Raw genomic sequence first — 16,825 nt, 5'->3', positions numbered from 1 at the left:
CGCTGCCGAGGAAGGACCAGCCCTCCGGCGCCTCGTCGATGAGGTACGCGGTCAGGGCGTCGGTGTCCCCGGCGAAGCGATGCTGGTGTGCGGCGAGCAGCAGGGGCAGGTGATGGCTGGGGTAGCCGTCCCAGTGGACGTAACTGCCGGCGTATCCGGTGCCGGTGGGACGGGCGATGACAGAACGAGTGGACAGAGGATCTTCCTGTCGTGGGCGGGGTCAGCGGGCGGATCGGCGCGCAGACGCAGGCGCAGGTGGCGCGGCAGGAGCCGCCGGAACGGCCCGCGGGGGCTGCGCGGATGCCGACCGGTTCGTGCTCCGGTAGATGCTGGCCAGGTGGTCCTCGCGCAAGTAGACGAGTCGATCACCGAGTGCTGACAGCTCCTTGGCGTGCTGGCGATAGCGCGCTGCGATGCCTGGTTCCTGGTTGTGCTCGCACCATTCGGCCGCGGTCTCCAGGAACGTGTGCAGCTCGCCGAGGCCACTGCGTCCGTCGCCGAGGACGGCCTGCGCAACGGTGTTCAACTCGGCTGCTGTACGTACCCGGTAGAGCTGACGGGTCCAGTCGATGATGCTCTGGCCAGCTTCTTCGTCGGGGAACGAGGTGCTGAGTTCCCGTGCGTCGTGGGCCGCCCAGCGATGCAGGTCGTCGGCGGTCGGCCGGTCGTGCCGATGGGCGGTGATTTGCTCGGTGGTGCGGCCGACGTTGTCGTACAGCTCGAAGTCGGGGTGTGGCAGGGACACGGGACTCCTCCCGGCTACGCGCGGTCCGTCGCCGCGGAGCCGACGGGCGGTCCGGCAGCGTCGGTGCGGGCGCACGTGTAGCCGATCAGGCGGGACGGGGCGGCCTTCGCGGGCACGGTGGCGGCGTCGGAGCAGACGAACGTGTACGTCACCGACGTGCGCGGGATGCCGTGCAGCCAGGCGTTGTCGTCCTTGTCGGGGTTGATCTGCAGTCCGGAGTGCGCGACGGCGTCGGTCTGCGTGTGCGTGTGGGCGAACAGCACCAGTGCGCCGCCGTCGCTGGTCTTCAGCGCGTAGGCGTCCTTGAACCGGTTGGTGCCCTCAGCGAAGACGGTGGTGCCCAGCTTCCCGAATTTGCGGGTGGTTTCGTCGTGGACCTTGATCTGCTGCTGGCGGGCCTTGGTCGGGTCGAAGACCTTGGTGCCGGTGTTCGTCCCGCCGGTCGCGAAGTTGTCGATCACCGCGGTGCGCAGCAGATTGGCGTCGGCCGCGAGCTGCTTGTTGCCGGTGGCGGCGACCGCGGTGGCGTAGCCGTCCTTGTCGAGGGCGATGTCCGGGAGCGTCGTGCTGTCGAGATCGACGACGGACACCAGCTCCCAGCGCTTGTCCTTCGGCTGCTCGGCGAAGACGGCGATGCGGCTCGGGTCCTTGCCCTGCTCGCCGGAGAGCGCGGCGGCGAACCAGCGGTTCTGGCCGGAGGTGAAGCGCGGGATGTACAGCTTCGCGCTGGAGGTGTCGTACGACCACGGCTTGTACGGCTTGCGGTCGGCCTGGGGCAGGCCCTCGGTCTCGGTGTAGTCGGAGACGGACATCGCGTACATCGGGCCGTCCTCGACGGTGTCGAGCAGGGTCCGGTCGCGCTGTGCGTTGGCCTCGTTGTTGATCTTCGAGTAGTTGGTGATGACGGCGCGGGCCTGCGCGTTACTGAGGGCGGGCACCGGCTTCGGCGCAGCGGGCGTGCTGGGGTTCTTCTTCGTGGACGGGGCGTCGTCGCTGCTGCAGGCGGTGGCGGCCCCGGTGAGCAGCGCGGCGCAGGCGAGCAGGGGAAGGACACGGCGGGCGGTGTGGATGGGTGTGCTCCAGGGTCTTGGTCGGGAAGGGATCAGCGGCTGCGGGAGGTAGCAGGGCTGGGCGGGGTGACAGGGATCGTGCTGGTCGTGCGGGGGCTGCGGCTCGGCGCAGTGGCGAGCCGATCGGCCTGCTGATGGAGCCGACCGCCGGCCTGGTTCATTCGGTGGCGCGTGTTGTCGATCCGGGCGTGCAGTTGGGAGCGCTCGGACTCGATGGCCGCGGTGCGCTGCGCGGAGCGGGGAAGAGAGCCGAGCTGGTGGAGGGCGCCGGCATGGGCGACGGCTTCGCCGAGGTCGGCCAGCGCCTGCCCAAGGGCGCCCACCGTGAGCGTGAGCTGGACGACCGTACGGCGGGTGACGTCGGGTTCCGGGTCGCGTCCGCGTCGCACGGTGCGTGCGGCGAAGGCTGCCGCGGTGGTGAGGTGGGTGATCAGTCCGGCGATGTCGCGAGTCCTGTCGTCGAGATCATCGAGGCTGTCCGCGCCGGAGTGCACCGCGTCGGTGAGCGGCAGTTCGTCGGCCGCACTGTGGATGCGCTCGGCCAGCGAGTGCAGCTGGCTGACCTGGTCGTAAGGGAAGGGCAGATGGACTCCTGGGAACGTGCGGCGGGTGACGGCGGTTAGCGGGTTCGGGGGCCTGGACGTCCGGTTAGCGGTACGGCAGGAGCGGGTGTCCCTGCGGGCGGGGACGCCCGCGTTCTCGTAGCAGCCGCTTGACCTGGTGGTGCACGGCGGCGAGCTGCTGGGCTCGGGGGTGAGCTGCTCGGCGCTGCGTCGGGAGCGCGGAAGTGGTGCGTGCCGCTGAGGAGGGAGGGGGTGCCGTCGAGTTCGTCGAGCCACTTGAGGAGCTTGGGCAGGTTCTTGTCGGGCCCGTACGCGAGGTAAGTGCCGTCGGCGCTGTCGCAGCCGAACCACTCGGCAATCCCCAGGCGGGACCGGGAGTTGACGCGGCCCATGTGCACGCCCTTGCCGAGGGCCTTCGCCTCGCGGGCCAGCCGTTCGGCTACCGGGCCGAGTTTCCATTCGGTCGATCCGGCCAGGAACAGGACGTCGAAGCTGTCCCAGGGCAGCAGCCCGGGTTGATCGCAGCCGTCCTGTGCCGCGAAGGCCGCGGGGACGCCCAGCTCACGGATGCGGGCCAGCCACGGCAGCGACTCGGTGAGGGTGCCGGCGGCGTCGAACGGCTGGTCCGGGGCGAGCGCCCACAGACAGCGATCCGGCCCGTACCGCTCGACGGTCCGCGACAGCCAGGCGAACCACGCCTGGGTGCCGGGCCAGTAGCGGCCCTTGCCGTCGCTGCCGAACTTCGAGTTGTCGCAGGCGTACAGGGCGCCCTCGGGGATGCGGCTGCCTTGCGCCGGGGTGGTCATACAGCCGAGACGTCCCGCGCTCATCGCGGCCCGTATGTCAGGCCCCGAGGGAGTGCCGAGGTAGCGCACGGTGCACCTCCCCGGCGCCGCCGCAGACCGTCACCCGGGCGAAGGCGCGGTTAATGGTGATGGCTGCGGTTTGCCGTGGTCACGGGTGGCGGCAACGTGGTCGTGGGCTCCGGAGCGGGCGCGGCTCGTGGCCGGGTTGCCGACCGGGAATGGGACATTGCGGCTGTCACCAGCTGGTAGGCGCTGATGACTTCTTTGAGGCGGTCGAGGGCATCGGCCCGGCGTGCGGCGAGGATGTCGATCTGCGTGCCGCTGTTCTGCAGGACGCCGAGCGAGTTGATCGACGTGTTCCCGGAGGCGGCGCGGGTCAGAGTGGAGGCCGCGCGCCGAGCGGTGCCGGTGAACTGCTCGTGCACGTAGTCCAAGTGGCGCGCGGCCGTGTGCAGCAGGTCGGCGAGGACCAGTTCGAGGCCGCCATTGTGACGGTGGCCGAGGGCTTGAGGCGAGGCGCCGAGCTTTTCGTGCACCATCCGGGAACCGGGGCCGGCGGATCGCGGAGGACTGGTTGGGTTTTCGATGAGGGCATCCGGGGATCGGGGACAGTGGATACGTCGCGACGGGTTGTCGCCGTCAGTTCGGCGGCGGCGCGGCGGCGATGCGGCGACTGTCCAGCAGCGAGGCGTTGATCTTGAACTGGTTGGCGGCGGTGCGGATCGCGGTGCGAGCGTGATCGAGGTCCCGCTGCAGGGCCGAGAGCAGCAACATCGGGGCTTTGACCTGCAGGTCTGCGGTTGGTGCAAAGACCTGATGGTGGTCGCTGATCTGGTCCATGGCCTGGGTCAGGTGGAGTTGAGCGAGTCCCAGGGGAGCTGCGCACTGGCGGATGGCAGTGGCGAGCATGAGGTGGTCATCGCCCTTGCCGTTAAAGCTGCTGACGAGGTCCCCCGCGATGCAGCCCAGTTCCCAGGTGACGTGTGTGAGCGCCGCATCGATCGTGTCGCTGATGAACTCCCCCTGTCCTTGGGCGACGGAGTACGACAGCTGGTCTGCGACCCTTTCGAGGCTCCGCGCCGTTGACCGGCAGTAGTCGGGGTTGGTCCTACGGATTTCATAAGGGTGGATGGAGGTGTCGTACATTCCTGTCCTGTGTAGATGTCAGAGACGGTCGTGACCTGCGATAAGGCGGGACTCACTGACCGTTTCAATGCATTCGGGCATCCGTGTCAAACAGTGCCAATTCATGTGCATGCAGGAGATGTTGGACGATGAAAGATCGTCCGGCGACCTTCCAGAGCCCTCGTCCGCGATTGAGGTGCGAGATCGCGTTGGCCTCCACCGACGTCAGCCCCAACAGTGCTGCGGCGGCCTGAAGTTGGTCCGTTTCCTGCCGGTAGATGATGCGCGTGGAGCAGTCGGCGAGCAGGCCCTCGGCGAGCGCCCGGCCGCGGGATCCGGCGTCGCCTGCGGTGAGCAGGTCGGACAGCCGGTGGATGACCATGAGGTTGGCGATGCCCAGGCCGCGGCTCAGCTTCCACTGGGACTGCATGCGCGCGAGCAGGCCGGGGTGGCGCATCAGGCGCCATGCCTCGTCGTAGACGATCCAGCGCCGGCCGCCGTTCGGGTCGGACAGCGCGGATTCCATCCACGCGGAGGCGCAGGTCATGGCGAGGACGAGGGCGGTGTCGTCGCCCGATCCGCCCAGCCGTGACAGGTCGATGGTCAGCATGGGCGAGTTGGGGTCGAAGGCCACGGTGGAGGGCGCATCGAACATGCCGGCGAGGTCGCCGTGCACGAGGCGGCGCATGGCGTGGGCGAGATCGCGGGAGGCGTCGCCGAGGCGGCCGGACATGACGCCGCCGACCCGGTCGAGTTCGTCGGGGTTGTTGAGGGTGGCGGCGATGTCGCCGAGCAGCGGGGTGCGCCCGCTCGCCGCGGCGCGGGCGACGACGGCGTCCAGGGCGACGTCGAGACCGGTGTGCTCCATCGGCAGCAGGTCCCGCCCGAGCACGGTGCGAGCCAGGGAACCGAGCAGCAGCAGGCGGCGCTTGCGGATCTCGCCCGCCCAGTCAGCCTCGGAGACGCTGTTGGGCCGCGGCGCTGCGTCCAGGGGGTTCAGCTTGCCGGGCAGTCCCGGGCCGAGGGCGATGGAGGTGCCGCCCAACGCCTGCGCCACGGGCGTCCATTCACCCTTCGGGTCACACGGGACATATACGCGGTAGCCGAAGGCGATGGACCGCAGCGCGAAGCTCTTGGCGAGGGCGGACTTGCCCTGCCCGATCACGCCGGCCAGCAGGACGTTCGGGTTGGTGAAGCCCTCGATCTTGCCGTACAGCGCGAACGGATCGAAACAAAAGGACGCCTCCGCGTGGACGTCGCGGCCGATGTAGATGCCCTCGGCGCCCAGGCCGCCCTCGGCGAGGAACGGGTACGCCCCGGAAGCGGTGGCCGTGGTCATACGGTGGGCAGGCAGCTTGATCTTGTTGTTGCGGGAGGAAGCGGGGCCGGGGCGTCCGGCCGGCGGGAAGATCGGCGTCGGCATCTCGTGCTCGGCCGCGCCGGTGCCGCTGGTGTGGGCGGCGGCTTCGGTGCGGGCCTTCGCGGCGGCCTCGGCGAGCTGTCGGCGGGCGGCCTTGCGCGAGGCGCGATCGGTGCCGTGCGGGGTGAACAGCGGGCTGGCGCTGGCGCGGCGGGCTCGGCGCGCGGGCCGGTGGCTCATGACGGGGTGGCTTTCACGTGACGGAGTTCAGGACGCATAGCGGCGGTCAGACGCGCGGGGAGGCGTTGAACAGAAGCGGCTTGCGGTAGCCCGCGCCGTCGCCGGACCAGTCCAATTCGATGTAGCCGTCCGCGAGGTACTGGTACCGTCCGGCGGCCTTGGTCTTGAGTGTTCCCGTCTCGTAGGAGCCGTTGCCGTTGCCGCTGCTGTGTTCGAGGGCGTGTTCCAGGTAGGTGTAGTCGGCGTACTTCACGACCGGGTCTGCACCGGCGGTGGACTTTTTGGTCTGCAGGTGGAAGCGGGCCTTGTTGAACGTGTAGCTGCTGTGCTGGTTGGCCGCGTAGGGGCCGTCCCAGACGACCTTGGCGGTGGTGTAGATGTAGCCGCCGCTCCGCTTGGCGCAGAGGGTGACGTCGAAGTCCCAGTTGTCGGAGTCGGGGCCGGTGTAGCTCGGGTCGTCGACCGTGTAACTGCTGGTCGTGCAGTGATAGCTGGCGGCGGAGGCCGGCGCGGCTGTGGCCAGGGCGGCGGTGCCGGCGAGCGTGGCGACGATGACGGCGGCGGAGGTGGAGCGCCTGAGCGTGCGCATGCAGGGCCTTTCGGTGGTGGGGACTACTGGACGCAGGTAGTGGTGCGGCCGGGTACCGGGGTGTTGAGGTCGGCCGGTGTGGTCTTGCGGCGTACGACGTGGCCGGCGGCGAGATGGCGCTGGCAGATGGTCAGGACGGGCGGTCCCTCGGGGAGGCGCTCGGGGTGGCATTCGATGCCGGTCGCGTCCGCCACGGGCAGGAGGTGGAAGGCGTCGTGGACCGCCGCGGTGGCCTGCCACAGCCGGGTATGGGCGGTGGCGAGTTGTCGGCCGGCGGCGGGGTGCGGGGGCCGGGTGGTCTCGGCGAGCTGGTCGAGCAGCTGGTGCAGCGCGGTCAGATGGGCATGCAGTACGTCGAGGTGCGCGCGGTCGCTGGCCGAGGCCGAGGGCTGAGCGCGAGCGGCGAGCGTGCGTGTGTGGTGGCGGATGCCGGCGCTGGCGGCCCGCAGGTACGGGTACGCGTCGCCGACGGGGATGGCAGAGGTCAAAGGGGAAAGGTTCCTTCCTGCCGCGGCGGCAGGACGTCGGCGGTCGGCCGGGTGCGGGGGTTACAGGGCGGTGCGGGCGAGGGGGAGGGCGCCGAGCGTGAACGCGTCGGGCTGTTGGAAGTTCAGGCGCCGCAGGTCGACTTGGGCGGTGACGGCGGCGGTCTCGATCTGTGCGCAGGCGGCGTCGAGGAGGGCGTCGGTCTCGGCGCTCACGGTGAGCAGTCCGGTCAGGGCGACGTCGGCGTGTCCGGCGATCAGCTGGCGCTCGCGGGTCTTGACGTCCGCGTACTCGACGGAGTCGGCTTCGGAGTCGACCTGTCCGCGTCGCGAGCGCTCGTTGGCGTCGGCGATGATCGCGGCCTTCTTGCGCTGTACGTCGCGCATCGCGGACTCGAGCCCCTGGGGGACGTATATAAGGGACAGGGTGCGGCGGACTCCGGCGGTGAACATCAGTCCGTGCAGGAAGCCGGCGCTCGTTTCGGTGCGTGGCCAGTCCTCGACCCAGTAGGTGGCGTGCCGGGCGGAGTCGGTGGCGAGCCGGTCGTACTCTTCGACCTGGACGACCGGGCCGGCGGCGGCCGGGTCGGCTTCGGCGCGCCCGGACTCCGACCACTGCTGCAGCGCGGAGAGCGCCTTGGGGTCGTAGGCGGTGCGGATGACGGCGGCGATCTCGCGGGCCGAGAGCCAGCCGGTCACCATCAGTCCGGCGCTGCGCGCGGCCTGGGCGATCGAGCTGGTGGTCTGCTCCATCACGGTGAAGGCGCCCGGAAGTCCGCCGCCGGCCTGGCTGATGAGGCGCTTGGCGGCCTTGAGGTCGAGGGAGATCGCCAGGTATGCCTCGTGCGGGGCGGCTGCCGGTCCGGCGGAGGCGACCAGTTCGCTGTAGACCTGTCCGGCCACCGGTGTCTCGGGGTGGCCCTGCTGGGTCCAGTGGCGGGCGAGGGTGTCGCCGCTGTCGGGGACGGTGCGCTCCAGGACCTGCACCGTGGCGACGTGCCCGGTCCGGGCGATGCCGGCCAAGGCCCGGCCCCACCCGGCGACGTTGTGGTTCTGGCTCGCCGGGTCGAGGAGCGCGAAGGCCCGGCTGGAGACGCGGGCGATGGCGGTCAGGGTCTGGTGGTGCGGGTCGTGGATGGCGGAGGCGCCGTTGGCGGAATCGCCGGGGGTGACCACCCGCAGGGAGGCGGCGGTGCCGGGCAGGTGCAGGACGCCGTCCTGGCGGGGGCGGGTGACGGGCCGGGCGAGCCACAGGGTCTGTCCGGTGCGGCGCCGCCGCGCGAAGCGCAGCACGATCGGCGCCCAGTCGATCAGCGAGCGGCCGTTACGCCGGATGGCGACCAGGGCGGCGACCGCGGCCCACAGTGGTGTCAGGGCGATGGCCCCGAGCAGTCCGGTGGATACCACCGTGCCCAGCAGGAGCGCCAACGCGCAGGAAACCAGGACGAGTTGTGGCAGAGAGAGGCCGAGCAGGATGCCGCGCCTGGAGCGGTGGGGGAATTTGACGGTGAGTGGTTGGACGGTGAGATCAGACAAGGGCCGTTCCGGGGGTGCGCGGGGGCGGTGGCCGGGGCGGCACGCGGCGAGTGGTGTGCAGCGCGTGCCGCCCCGGAGTCGGGCAGGGACTACAGGCCGGTGGGCGGGGGCGGCGGCGCGCCGGTCCCACTGGTGCCGGCCGAGTTCGATGCCGGCGGGGCGCCCTGCGGCGGTGGCGTGGAGGCGCCGCCGCCGGGCTGCGACATGAAGCCGCTGCCGCCGCTGGGCGCGGATGCGGAACCGCCGCCGCCTCCCGGCGGGCCGCCGACCTGGCCGCTGGTGTCGTCGCTGGGGCTGGTCGGGGGCGGCTGGACGGCCTTCTCCAGGCCGTTCTTGATCCCGTCGCCTCCGGAACCCGGAGAGCCTGGGCCTTCCTGGCCGCCGCCTCCTCCGGTGGGGTTGGCGGCGATGTCACCGGGGAAGCCGCCGCCAGCGGCCTCGGGTCCTGCGGCGCCCGCTCCGGCTGCCGCGCCGCCCGTTGCGGCGGTGGCGGCCATGGCGGCGGCCTTACGCCCCGCCTTCTCGGCGTGCTGCTTGGCGAGCTGGGCGCCGGCGCCACCGGCGCGGTGAATCGATTCTCCGTCGGTGCCCTCGGCCGCCCAGTGGACGAACTTGAAGGTGGCGTACGGGCAAAGCAACACCAAGACCATGACGACGATGCCTGCCATGACGTCGGCGAGCGCGCCCAGGCCGTCCTTGGCCTCCGTCTTACCCATGGCGGCGATGCCGAGCACGAAGATGATGGTCATCAGCAGCTTGCTGACGACGAGGGTGGCCGTCGCCTCGATCCAGCCGCGCCGCCATCGGCGGGCGACCTCCCAGCCGCCACCCGCCCCTGCGAAAACGGCGAGCGTGACCATGACCAAAATGCCCACTTTTCGAACCATCATGACGGCCCAGTACATGAAGGCGCCGACGGCGGCTCCGAGCCCGGCGAACACCGCGACCAGCCAGCCCAGGCCGGACAGCGCGCCGATCTGGGAGACCTTCACGATGCGGCGTACCGCAGATTCGATGGACAGGTGCGAGGCGGCGAACAGACCGTCACTCAACGCGTCGACGACCTCGATGGCGACCGTCGTCAGGGCAATGGCGGCGAACGCGAAGATCACGCCCGAGGCGGTGCCGGTGAACGCCTGGGCGAGGGCCTGTCCGTCGCGTTTGAAGGCGGCCCGCACGAGCTGTGCGCAGAACGTCCCGACCAGGATGACCAGGCCGATCGGTAGCAGCATCTCGTAGTTGTCGCGGAACCATCCGGCGTTCAGGTCGACCTTGGTGGTGGCGTTGACCGCCTTGGCGGCCAGGTCGGCCGCGGCGGCGGCAAGTTCGCCGGCACTCTTGGCCATCCAGTCGCCGATGGCCTTGCCGGGATCACTCGCGAAGTCGACGGCCTCGCCGACGGCGCAGAGTTTGTCAGCGAGAGGGAAGTCGCAGAAACCCAAGGGGAGTTGGCCTCCTTATCTGTCGGTGGGGTGGGTCACTGCGTGACGCTCGGGGCGATGGCGGCAAGGGTGCAGTCGTGGCTGGGCCGGCACTGCACGGCGAGGGTCACGGCGCGCTCCTCGGCTCCGCCGCCGCCCTTCTTCCACTCGATCTGCTGCTTGCCGTTGACCGTGACGACGTAGATGTACGCCTCGGTGATCGCGGACGGGTCCTCGGCGAGCGCCTGCTTGAACGCGCCGGGGTAGTGGCCTTCGGTGACGGTGGCACTGGCGTGCTGGTCCTGATCGGCCATGCGTGACCACAGCAGCGGGTCGGGTACCTGCCCGGAGACGGAGGCCCAGTCGGCGTACTTGGTCTCCTTGGTCATCCACGCCCGCATGCCCGCGAGTTGCTGGTCGCGGCTGGTGTCGCGGGTGTCGTACGACCAGAGCATCGCCGCCGCGGCCTTGGCGAAGGCGACCGGCTCGGCGATCTGCGGGGGCTTGGGCACCGACCCCGACCCGGCCGCGGGCTTCGGCGCGGCCTCGGAGGGCGAGGAACTGCCGTTCTGTGCAGGCGTGTTAGCGCTCTGGTGGTGTTCGCCGCGGCCGGTGAACCAGGCGGCGGTCGCGGCGACGGCGAGCAGCGCGGTGATGACCAGGGCGATGATCGCGACACGCTTGTTGGCGGACCAAGTCACGCCGTATCCGGACAGGGAGGGGAGTCGATTTGGCATCAGTGGACCTGCGACCCCAGGCCGGAGAAGAACGCCACGATTCCGTTCGCGGCGCCGAGGCCGAGCGCGGCGCCGGCCGCTACGACTGCGCCCTTCTTTCCGTTGGCCTCGGCCTGGTGGCCACCGGTGTGGTGGCCCCAGGCCCACACACCGAGGGAGACGGCCAGCGCACCGACGACGGCGATGATCCCGAACATGTTGATCGAGTTGACGACGTTCTTCAGCACGGCCAGGCCCGGGAGGCCGCCGCCCTTGGGCGAGATGCCTGGGTCGTAGGCGAGGAGGACGGCGGCGCGATCTGCGAGAGGTATGGGCATAGGTGTGGCGGGACTCCTTGCGTGCGCGGGCCGTGCAGGGGCCGGCGAAAAGGGAAAAGAGAGAGGGGAGGGGTGCGCTCGCGGCGCGTGAAGAGGGCCCGGCAGGGCGCGGCCCGGGAGGTGTCCGGGCGGCGCGCGGCGTCAGAGGACGCGGCGGACGGCCAAAACGTCCCAGTCCTTGATCGGCGTGATCCGGACCGGTTTCGATGTGCGCGGCGCCTCGATAACGAGGCCCTCGCCCATGTAAAGACCGACGTGTTCGGGCCGGGCCGCGGTGCCGCGGCTGAAGATCAGGTCACCGGGCTGGAGGTTCTTCGCCGAGACGGCCTTGCCCTCATTGACCTGTGTGTACGTGGTGCGGGTGAGCTTGACGTCGGCGTGCGCATACGCCTGCTGCATCAGCGAGCTGCAGTCGCAGCGCCCCATCGGGTCGGGGCCGTGGGAGTCGGTGCACGAGCCGCCCCACTGGTAGAGCGTGCCGAGCTGGTGCATGGCCCACTCGATGGCCTTTCGCGCCTTCGGGTCGGCATCCTTGGGGATCTTGTAGCCCTTCGGGACGCTGCCCTCGGGGATCCGCCCGAAGGAGGTGCCGTCCTTGTCCGGGGCGCACCCGCCGGCACTGGACTCGGTGTCCTTGTCCTTGGCCTCGTCCTTTGCGGACTCGTCCTTGTCGGCGTTCGGGAACGTGGCGGCGATGGCCTTCTGCAGCGCGGTGGCGAGGTCCTCCCACTGCGCGTACGCGTCCGGATAGCCGGACTTCTGGACGGCCTGGGCGGCTTGGGCGACCTTCATCTGCTGCCAGCCGTCGACCTTGAGTAGCGCCTTGTAGAAGCGCTCGGAGGCGTAGACCGGATCGCGGATCTGCTGCGCGGTTCCCCACCCTTGGCTGGGGCGCTGCTGAAAGAGGCCGAGGCTGTCCCGGTCTCCGGAGTTGAGGTTGCGCAGCCGCGATTCCTGCATCGCGGTGGCAATCGCGATGATCTGCCCCTTCTTGGGCACGTCGAGGCTGATGCCGGTGGCCACGATGGTCTGCGCGTTGGGGATCTGCTCGGCGGGAAGGTCCAGGCCCTGGATGTGGACGTCCTTGCCGTCCGCGCCGTCGAGGAGCTTGGTGACTTCCTTGGTCACCGCGGCAGTGTCGATGCCAGTCAGGCATCCGCTGAGGGCTGAGGTGGTCGTGGCTTCGCTGGAGGACGCCATCATCATGGCGGTGCCCGCGAGCAGGAGTGGGGAGAGGACGACGACGCCGATGCCGGCGGCTATGCCCTTCAATCCGGTCCGCCTCCCGGTAGGCGGTCACGGGCCGGCGGACGGATCGCGGGCAGGGGAGGGTAGAGCGATGTCACAGCGAGGTCCTTGGTGAAGTCCCGGCGGCGCGTGCGTCGTTGAGGAAAGGGCGCGACAGCCGGGTGGTGGGTAATTCGGGTGGCCCGGGTGCTGTTGCGAGTTGCCGCTCGCGCCGGCACAGGGCGTCGGGTCAGGTGTGCCAGGACATGGGGATACCTCCACGAAGGCAGGGGCGGGGATGTGCCATCGGCGGTGTTCGCCGGGCAGTTCCAAAACAGTAAGGGCGGATCCCCGGTTGCCGAAATCGTCTCCGATCAAGGCTCTATTTCGGGGTTTTCGGCGGCGATAGCGCTCAACCGGGGATCGTGGCCTACAGTTTTGGCTCCTCCCCTCGCCCCCTCACGTCGCAGACCGCGGAGCCGTCCGCCCGTATTCGGTCCTGTGGGGTCATCCAGGCGAGCTGGAGTGTCTCTCCCTCATCTCACACGACCCGAATTGGGGTATCTCTTTGCCTTTTTCCCTGCACCAGGGCGACGCGCTCAGCGTCCTCGCCGAGCTGCCGGACAACTGCGTCGACTCCGTCATCACCGACCCGCCGTACAACAGCGGCGGGCGGACAGCGAAGGAGCGCACCTCCCGGTCCGCGAAGCAGAAGTACACCTCCGCCGACGCCACTCACGAGCTGCCCGACTTCACCGGCGAGAACATGGATCAAAGGAGCTACGGCTTCTGGCTCACCCAGACCATGACCGAGGCGCACCGGCTCACCAAGGTCGGCGGCACCGCGTTGATCTTCACGGACTGGCGGCAGCTGCCGATCACCACGGACGCCATCCAGGCCGCCGGCTGGCTGTGGCGCGGTGTCCTCGCCTGGCACAAGCCGCAGGCGCGGCCCCAAAAGGGACGGTTTACGCAGAATTGTGAATTCATCGTCTGGGCGTCCAACGGCCCGATCGACGCGGCTCGCAACCCGGTCTACCTGCCGGGGCTCTACAGCGCTTCGCAGCCCAGCGGCAAGGCGCGCCAGCACATCACGCAGAAGCCCGTCTCGGTCATGCGTGAGCTCGTACAGATCGCCCCGGAGGGCGGCACCGTGCTCGACTTCACCTGCGGCTCCGGCTCGACCGGGGTCGCGGCACTGCTGGAGGGACGCGACTTCATCGGCGTCGAGAAGACCAAGCAGTACGCCGAGATCGCCGCCGACCGCCTCACCGAGGCGCTGCAACAGACCCTTTCTCAAGATGACTTGACGCTTGTCGTCTGAGGCTGACCCTGCCGCGCGGTGCGGCGTACGGCGCGTTTCGAGTGTGTTCACGTCGTGCCGCGCGCAGCGTTATAGCAGCGACGTCCCGGTTACCGAAACCGGGGATTCTCCGGATGGTTGGAGTCGCAATCGACGCCCTATGGCTGCGGCCCAAGGAGGCCCTTTTTCGTGCCTGAATCCATAAATCCCCCGGGGGACGCGGAGACGGATCCGGTCCGGACACCCGAAGACCCTCCCTCCTCGGAGGGCGGAGAGATGGAGCCGGTCCGGGTGCCGGACTCTCATCTGGCGAGCATGCAGGCGGACATGGTCAAACTGATGAATATTGCCGAGCAGCACAATCGCCAACTCGACGACCTCTCGGCCGCGCCACCGGCACCGGACTCGCCATTCGCTGCTTTTGGGCTGCCGGGCTTCGCGGGCCTGCCGCCCGCGTCGGCGCCACCCGAGCCGCGTCCGATCCTCGAGCTGGAGGACGAGGAGTACGAGGACGAACTCGACGCCTTGTCCGACTGGGTCGACGATTTCCTCCTGCGGGTCTACGGGGCGGAGGTCACCACTGCCGCGCCGTGGTGTGAGCAGTGGCAGGAGCACGAAGATGTCGTCGCCTGGCTGCACGCCCTGTGGCTGGCGTACCAGCAGCACAAGGACGCCGAAGCCGGATTGAGCGGCTTGTTCGTGTGGCACCGCGACTTCCTCACCCACGGCATGGCCACCGTCCGCGCGGCCGGCGGCTCGCTGTCCGCGTGCATGACCGACCCGGACCGGCCCGCGCACCGTCTGCTGCCCGGTCCCCGTCCCTCGAACCGAACCATTTCCGCGATCGAGGAGCCCGACGAGCCCGAGGAGCGCGGGGGCCACGAGGAGAGCGGCGAGCCGGGCCAGGCAAGCGGATGACCGACCGTGAGGATCGGCCGGCGTACGCCCTGTCCTTCGACCCCCGCGCCCTGACCGACCTCCTGCAAGCCCCCAGCGACATCCGAGACCTGGCACTCGCCCAGCTCCAGGACATCGTCAACGCCCGCCTACACGGCGCCAAACTCACCCGCGACCTCGCCGGATGCCGCAAGGTCTACTTCGATCACCGGGCGCAGTGGCGCATCGTCTACGCCCAGCGGCCGGCGCCCGCGAACTCCACGCACACCACCGAGATACACGTCGTGGCCATCCGCCCGCGAGCAGCGCACGACGTGTACGACACCGCCCGCGCCCGCCTCGGCATCCGTCGGCGCCCGCTGGGCGAGCGCACCCACGCGGCCCGCACCCGCTCGCCGCAGTTGGGCACCCGCCCGCCCGTCCCCAAGCCGGGACCACCGCCCTACGCGACCCCCGGCCTTCCCCAACCCGCACCGTCCCCGACCCAGAAGGGCCCCGTTCGTTGACGCAGTTCCCCACCCTGATCGACCAGGTCGCCGCCGCCGTACTGGCGCCGGCCCAGGTCACCGAGAATCCGCAGCACCGCGCCATCCTCGACACCTTCGTCGAGATCCAGGAACTCGACCGGCAGCTCGCCGAACTTGCGGAAGCCGAACTGCCCGGTGTCAGCCCCACCGAGCATCTGAACACCCTGACCGACCTGCTGGTCGAACGGATGGCAGCCGGTGCCGAGCTGAGCGCACTCCTGGTCACCTCCTGCTGCTGCGCCGCCGCGTACGAGGCCGATCCCTCGGCCGAGTACGAACCGCTGGACGACGAAGAGCGTTACTTCGAACCGGACTTCGACGACCTCGGCGGGTTGTACGACTTCGACGAGCCGGACGACTTCGACGACCTCCATGCGGACACGTGCGAAGAGTTCCTGTCCTGCCCCAGTCGCCCGCAGACGATCGTCCACGCCTGCCTCACCGTCTTCGAGGACGAGGGCGCCCCGGAGTACGTGAGCACCGCGGAGCTGGTCAAGCGCCTGCGGGATCTGCCCGGCCAGGCCGACGGGCGCTGGAGCTACGCCGACCTCACCCCGCTGCGGCTGGGTCTGCTCCTGCGCGGCTACGGAGTCCAGCCCTGCAAGCCGCGCGCGGCCGACGGAAGCCGCTACCGGGCCTACCGGCGATCCGACCTGCTGGCGGCCCGCCCGAGCTGCTCCTGCTGAGGCATCCCGCTCTCGCCCACACCCGGCGGGTGACGGAGGCGGACTGGGACCTGGTCGCCGCCCTCCACGCACAGTGCTCCGAGCAGAACCTGCTGCGCCGCTGGGGCCGCACCCGCATCACACCCCGCGACCTGTCCCGGCTCCTCACCCACGCGGAGTGCTGGATCGGGCTCGGCGCAGACGAGCGGCCTGTGGCCCTGGTCTGCGCCGGCCCCGTCACCCGGGAGCCGGGGGTCGTCGACCTCGGACTGCAGGTCGTCGACCACCGGCAGCGCCAGGGCATCGGCACGGCCTTGGCCCGCCAAGCCGCCCGCCTCGCCCGCGCACGCGGAGCCCACACCCTCTCCGCGTTCACCCAGGCATCCAACGCGCCCATGCTCCGGCTCCTCGACCGGCTCGGGGCGACGTCGCACACCCGCGACGGCCCGTACGTCGAGGTCCGACTCGCCCTGGACGCGCTCGCCCCGGACCCAGAAACCGCTCCGTCATGACCCGGCCCCCGCCCGACGGGGTGGTGCCCGCCGCCCTCGACCAGCGGATCGAGGCCGCCGTCGGATACGGCGTCGAGGAGCTGCGCCGGCACCGCGAGGGCGGACTCCTCGACGCCCCGCACGCCACCCTGGCCGACGCGCACCGCGACCTGGCCGCGGCCGAGCGGGACGTCACCTTCTACCGTGGCCGCCTCGCCCGCCTCGCATCCAGCGAACTCCCCGCGGACAAGACGCTGTTCGCCTCGATGCAGCGCGCCCTCGATCAGCTGGCGAAGGCCGCCGACGTACGCGATGCGAAGCAGACCGCCGCAGCCGCCGCGCTGGAGCCGATCGAGGCCGCAGCTCCCCGGCAGGCGCCACCGCAGCTCGCGACGACCGACGTCGCGGCCCTGCTCGCCATCGCCCAGGGCGCCAAGCTGCACGAGCACCTCGTCACCCACCGCCTCGCCGTAGCAACCCCCACGCGCACCCGGATCTCCTACGCCCAGCTCCAGCGCCTGGAGGCGATGGGCCTGGTGGAGCGCGACAGGGCGCATCCCGTGCAGGCCGGCCAGCCCGTGGCCCTCACCGCTATCGGCCGCGCCGCGCTGACCACACCCCGCCGCTCCTGCCCGCCCGGCACCACGCCCGCGCCTGTCCCGCCGGCCTTTCCTGCCGTTTCACGAATACGCCGCTGATCAGCGCATCCGTGCCATGCGCA

The 16,825-nt window shown here is 70.3% G+C and carries 20 protein-coding genes; 7 read left to right on the top strand and 13 right to left on the bottom strand.

Going from position 1 to position 16,825, the window contains the following annotated elements; translation table 11 throughout:
- Window positions 1-220: 220 nt before the first annotated feature.
- Entirely contained in the window at window positions 221-745 is a 525-nt protein-coding gene (locus ABZV77_RS05670) for a hypothetical protein (protein ID WP_356250664.1), read from the bottom strand.
- 14 nt (window positions 746-759) lie between these two features.
- The gene (locus tag ABZV77_RS05665) at window positions 760-1,683 is read right to left on the bottom strand and encodes a hypothetical protein (protein ID WP_356250662.1); all 924 of its coding nucleotides are present in this window, start codon (window positions 1,681-1,683) and stop codon (window positions 760-762) included.
- Between the two features lie 296 nt (window positions 1,684-1,979).
- Here ABZV77_RS05665 and ABZV77_RS05660 point away from each other — a divergent pair, with 296 nt between their 5' ends.
- Window positions 1,980-2,438: a hypothetical protein gene (locus tag ABZV77_RS05660; protein WP_356250660.1), complete on the top strand. Its 459-nt coding sequence runs from the start codon at window positions 1,980-1,982 to the stop codon at window positions 2,436-2,438.
- Here the strand turns inward: ABZV77_RS05660 and ABZV77_RS05655 are convergent.
- The 11 genes from ABZV77_RS05655 to ABZV77_RS05605 form a co-directional block, all read right to left on the bottom strand.
- Window positions 2,435-3,208 carry a hypothetical protein gene (locus ABZV77_RS05655; RefSeq protein WP_356250658.1) on the bottom strand — a complete coding sequence of 258 codons (774 nt, stop codon included), beginning with the start codon at window positions 3,206-3,208 and terminating at the stop codon, window positions 2,435-2,437. The two genes, ABZV77_RS05660 and ABZV77_RS05655, sit on opposite strands and share 4 nt — an antisense overlap.
- Window positions 3,209-3,303: 95 nt before the next feature.
- Window positions 3,304-3,723 carry a hypothetical protein gene (locus ABZV77_RS05650; RefSeq protein WP_356250657.1) on the bottom strand — a complete coding sequence of 140 codons (420 nt, stop codon included), beginning with the start codon at window positions 3,721-3,723 and terminating at the stop codon, window positions 3,304-3,306.
- 100 nt (window positions 3,724-3,823) lie between these two features.
- On the bottom strand, window positions 3,824-4,330 hold the full coding sequence (locus ABZV77_RS05645) for a hypothetical protein (protein ID WP_356250655.1): 507 nt from the start codon (window positions 4,328-4,330) through the stop codon (window positions 3,824-3,826).
- Window positions 4,331-4,394: 64 nt separating this feature from the next.
- The gene (locus ABZV77_RS05640; RefSeq protein WP_356250653.1) at window positions 4,395-5,909 is read right to left on the bottom strand and encodes an ATP-binding protein; all 1,515 of its coding nucleotides are present in this window, start codon (window positions 5,907-5,909) and stop codon (window positions 4,395-4,397) included.
- A gap of 46 nt (window positions 5,910-5,955) precedes the next feature.
- Window positions 5,956-6,498 carry a hypothetical protein gene (locus tag ABZV77_RS05635; RefSeq protein ID WP_356250652.1) on the bottom strand — a complete coding sequence of 181 codons (543 nt, stop codon included), beginning with the start codon at window positions 6,496-6,498 and terminating at the stop codon, window positions 5,956-5,958.
- A gap of 23 nt (window positions 6,499-6,521) precedes the next feature.
- Window positions 6,522-6,986 carry a DUF6238 family protein gene (locus tag ABZV77_RS05630; RefSeq protein ID WP_356250650.1) on the bottom strand — a complete coding sequence of 155 codons (465 nt, stop codon included), beginning with the start codon at window positions 6,984-6,986 and terminating at the stop codon, window positions 6,522-6,524.
- 60 nt (window positions 6,987-7,046) lie between these two features.
- Window positions 7,047-8,519 carry an SCO6880 family protein gene (locus tag ABZV77_RS05625; protein ID WP_356250648.1) on the bottom strand — a complete coding sequence of 491 codons (1,473 nt, stop codon included), beginning with the start codon at window positions 8,517-8,519 and terminating at the stop codon, window positions 7,047-7,049.
- Window positions 8,520-8,608: 89 nt separating this feature from the next.
- Entirely contained in the window at window positions 8,609-9,961 is a 1,353-nt protein-coding gene (locus ABZV77_RS05620; protein WP_356250646.1) for an ATP-binding protein, read from the bottom strand.
- Window positions 9,962-9,996: 35 nt separating this feature from the next.
- Entirely contained in the window at window positions 9,997-10,677 is a 681-nt protein-coding gene (locus tag ABZV77_RS05615) for a hypothetical protein (protein WP_356250644.1), read from the bottom strand.
- Entirely contained in the window at window positions 10,677-10,994 is a 318-nt protein-coding gene (locus ABZV77_RS05610; RefSeq protein ID WP_356250642.1) for a DUF6112 family protein, read from the bottom strand. The genes ABZV77_RS05615 and ABZV77_RS05610 overlap by 1 nt, the downstream gene beginning before the upstream one ends.
- 141 nt (window positions 10,995-11,135) lie before the next feature.
- Window positions 11,136-12,266: a C40 family peptidase gene (locus tag ABZV77_RS05605; protein WP_356250640.1), complete on the bottom strand. Its 1,131-nt coding sequence runs from the start codon at window positions 12,264-12,266 to the stop codon at window positions 11,136-11,138.
- A 523-nt stretch (window positions 12,267-12,789) separates the two neighbouring features.
- On the opposite strand from ABZV77_RS05605, the gene ABZV77_RS05600 reads away from it, so the two are divergent.
- The 6 genes from ABZV77_RS05600 (at window position 12,790) to ABZV77_RS05575 (ending at window position 16,802) form a co-directional block, all read left to right on the top strand.
- Window positions 12,790-13,545, top strand: coding sequence for a site-specific DNA-methyltransferase (locus ABZV77_RS05600; protein ID WP_356250638.1), 756 nt, complete (start codon window positions 12,790-12,792; stop codon window positions 13,543-13,545).
- Window positions 13,546-13,839: 294 nt separating this feature from the next.
- A complete protein-coding gene (locus ABZV77_RS05595) occupies window positions 13,840-14,442 on the top strand; it encodes a DUF4913 domain-containing protein (protein ID WP_356250636.1) in 603 nt (200 codons plus the stop codon).
- Window positions 14,439-14,927: a hypothetical protein gene (locus tag ABZV77_RS05590; RefSeq protein ID WP_356250634.1), complete on the top strand. Its 489-nt coding sequence runs from the start codon at window positions 14,439-14,441 to the stop codon at window positions 14,925-14,927. The genes ABZV77_RS05595 and ABZV77_RS05590 overlap by 4 nt, the downstream gene beginning before the upstream one ends.
- A complete protein-coding gene (locus ABZV77_RS05585) occupies window positions 14,924-15,634 on the top strand; it encodes a DUF3631 domain-containing protein (RefSeq protein WP_356250632.1) in 711 nt (236 codons plus the stop codon). Before ABZV77_RS05590 ends, ABZV77_RS05585 begins: the two co-directional genes overlap by 4 nt.
- Before the next feature lie 29 nt (window positions 15,635-15,663).
- A complete protein-coding gene (locus ABZV77_RS05580) occupies window positions 15,664-16,125 on the top strand; it encodes a GNAT family N-acetyltransferase (RefSeq protein ID WP_356250630.1) in 462 nt (153 codons plus the stop codon).
- Window positions 16,122-16,802: a hypothetical protein gene (locus ABZV77_RS05575; protein ID WP_356250628.1), complete on the top strand. Its 681-nt coding sequence runs from the start codon at window positions 16,122-16,124 to the stop codon at window positions 16,800-16,802. The genes ABZV77_RS05580 and ABZV77_RS05575 overlap by 4 nt, the downstream gene beginning before the upstream one ends.
- The last annotated feature ends 23 nt before the right edge of the window (window positions 16,803-16,825 follow it).

The organism is Streptomyces sp. NPDC004732, assembly GCF_040609235.1.
In the GTDB taxonomy this organism is placed as follows: Bacteria; Actinomycetota; Actinomycetes; order Streptomycetales; family Streptomycetaceae; genus Streptomyces.
This window is presented reverse-complemented; position numbering and strand designations above follow the sequence as displayed.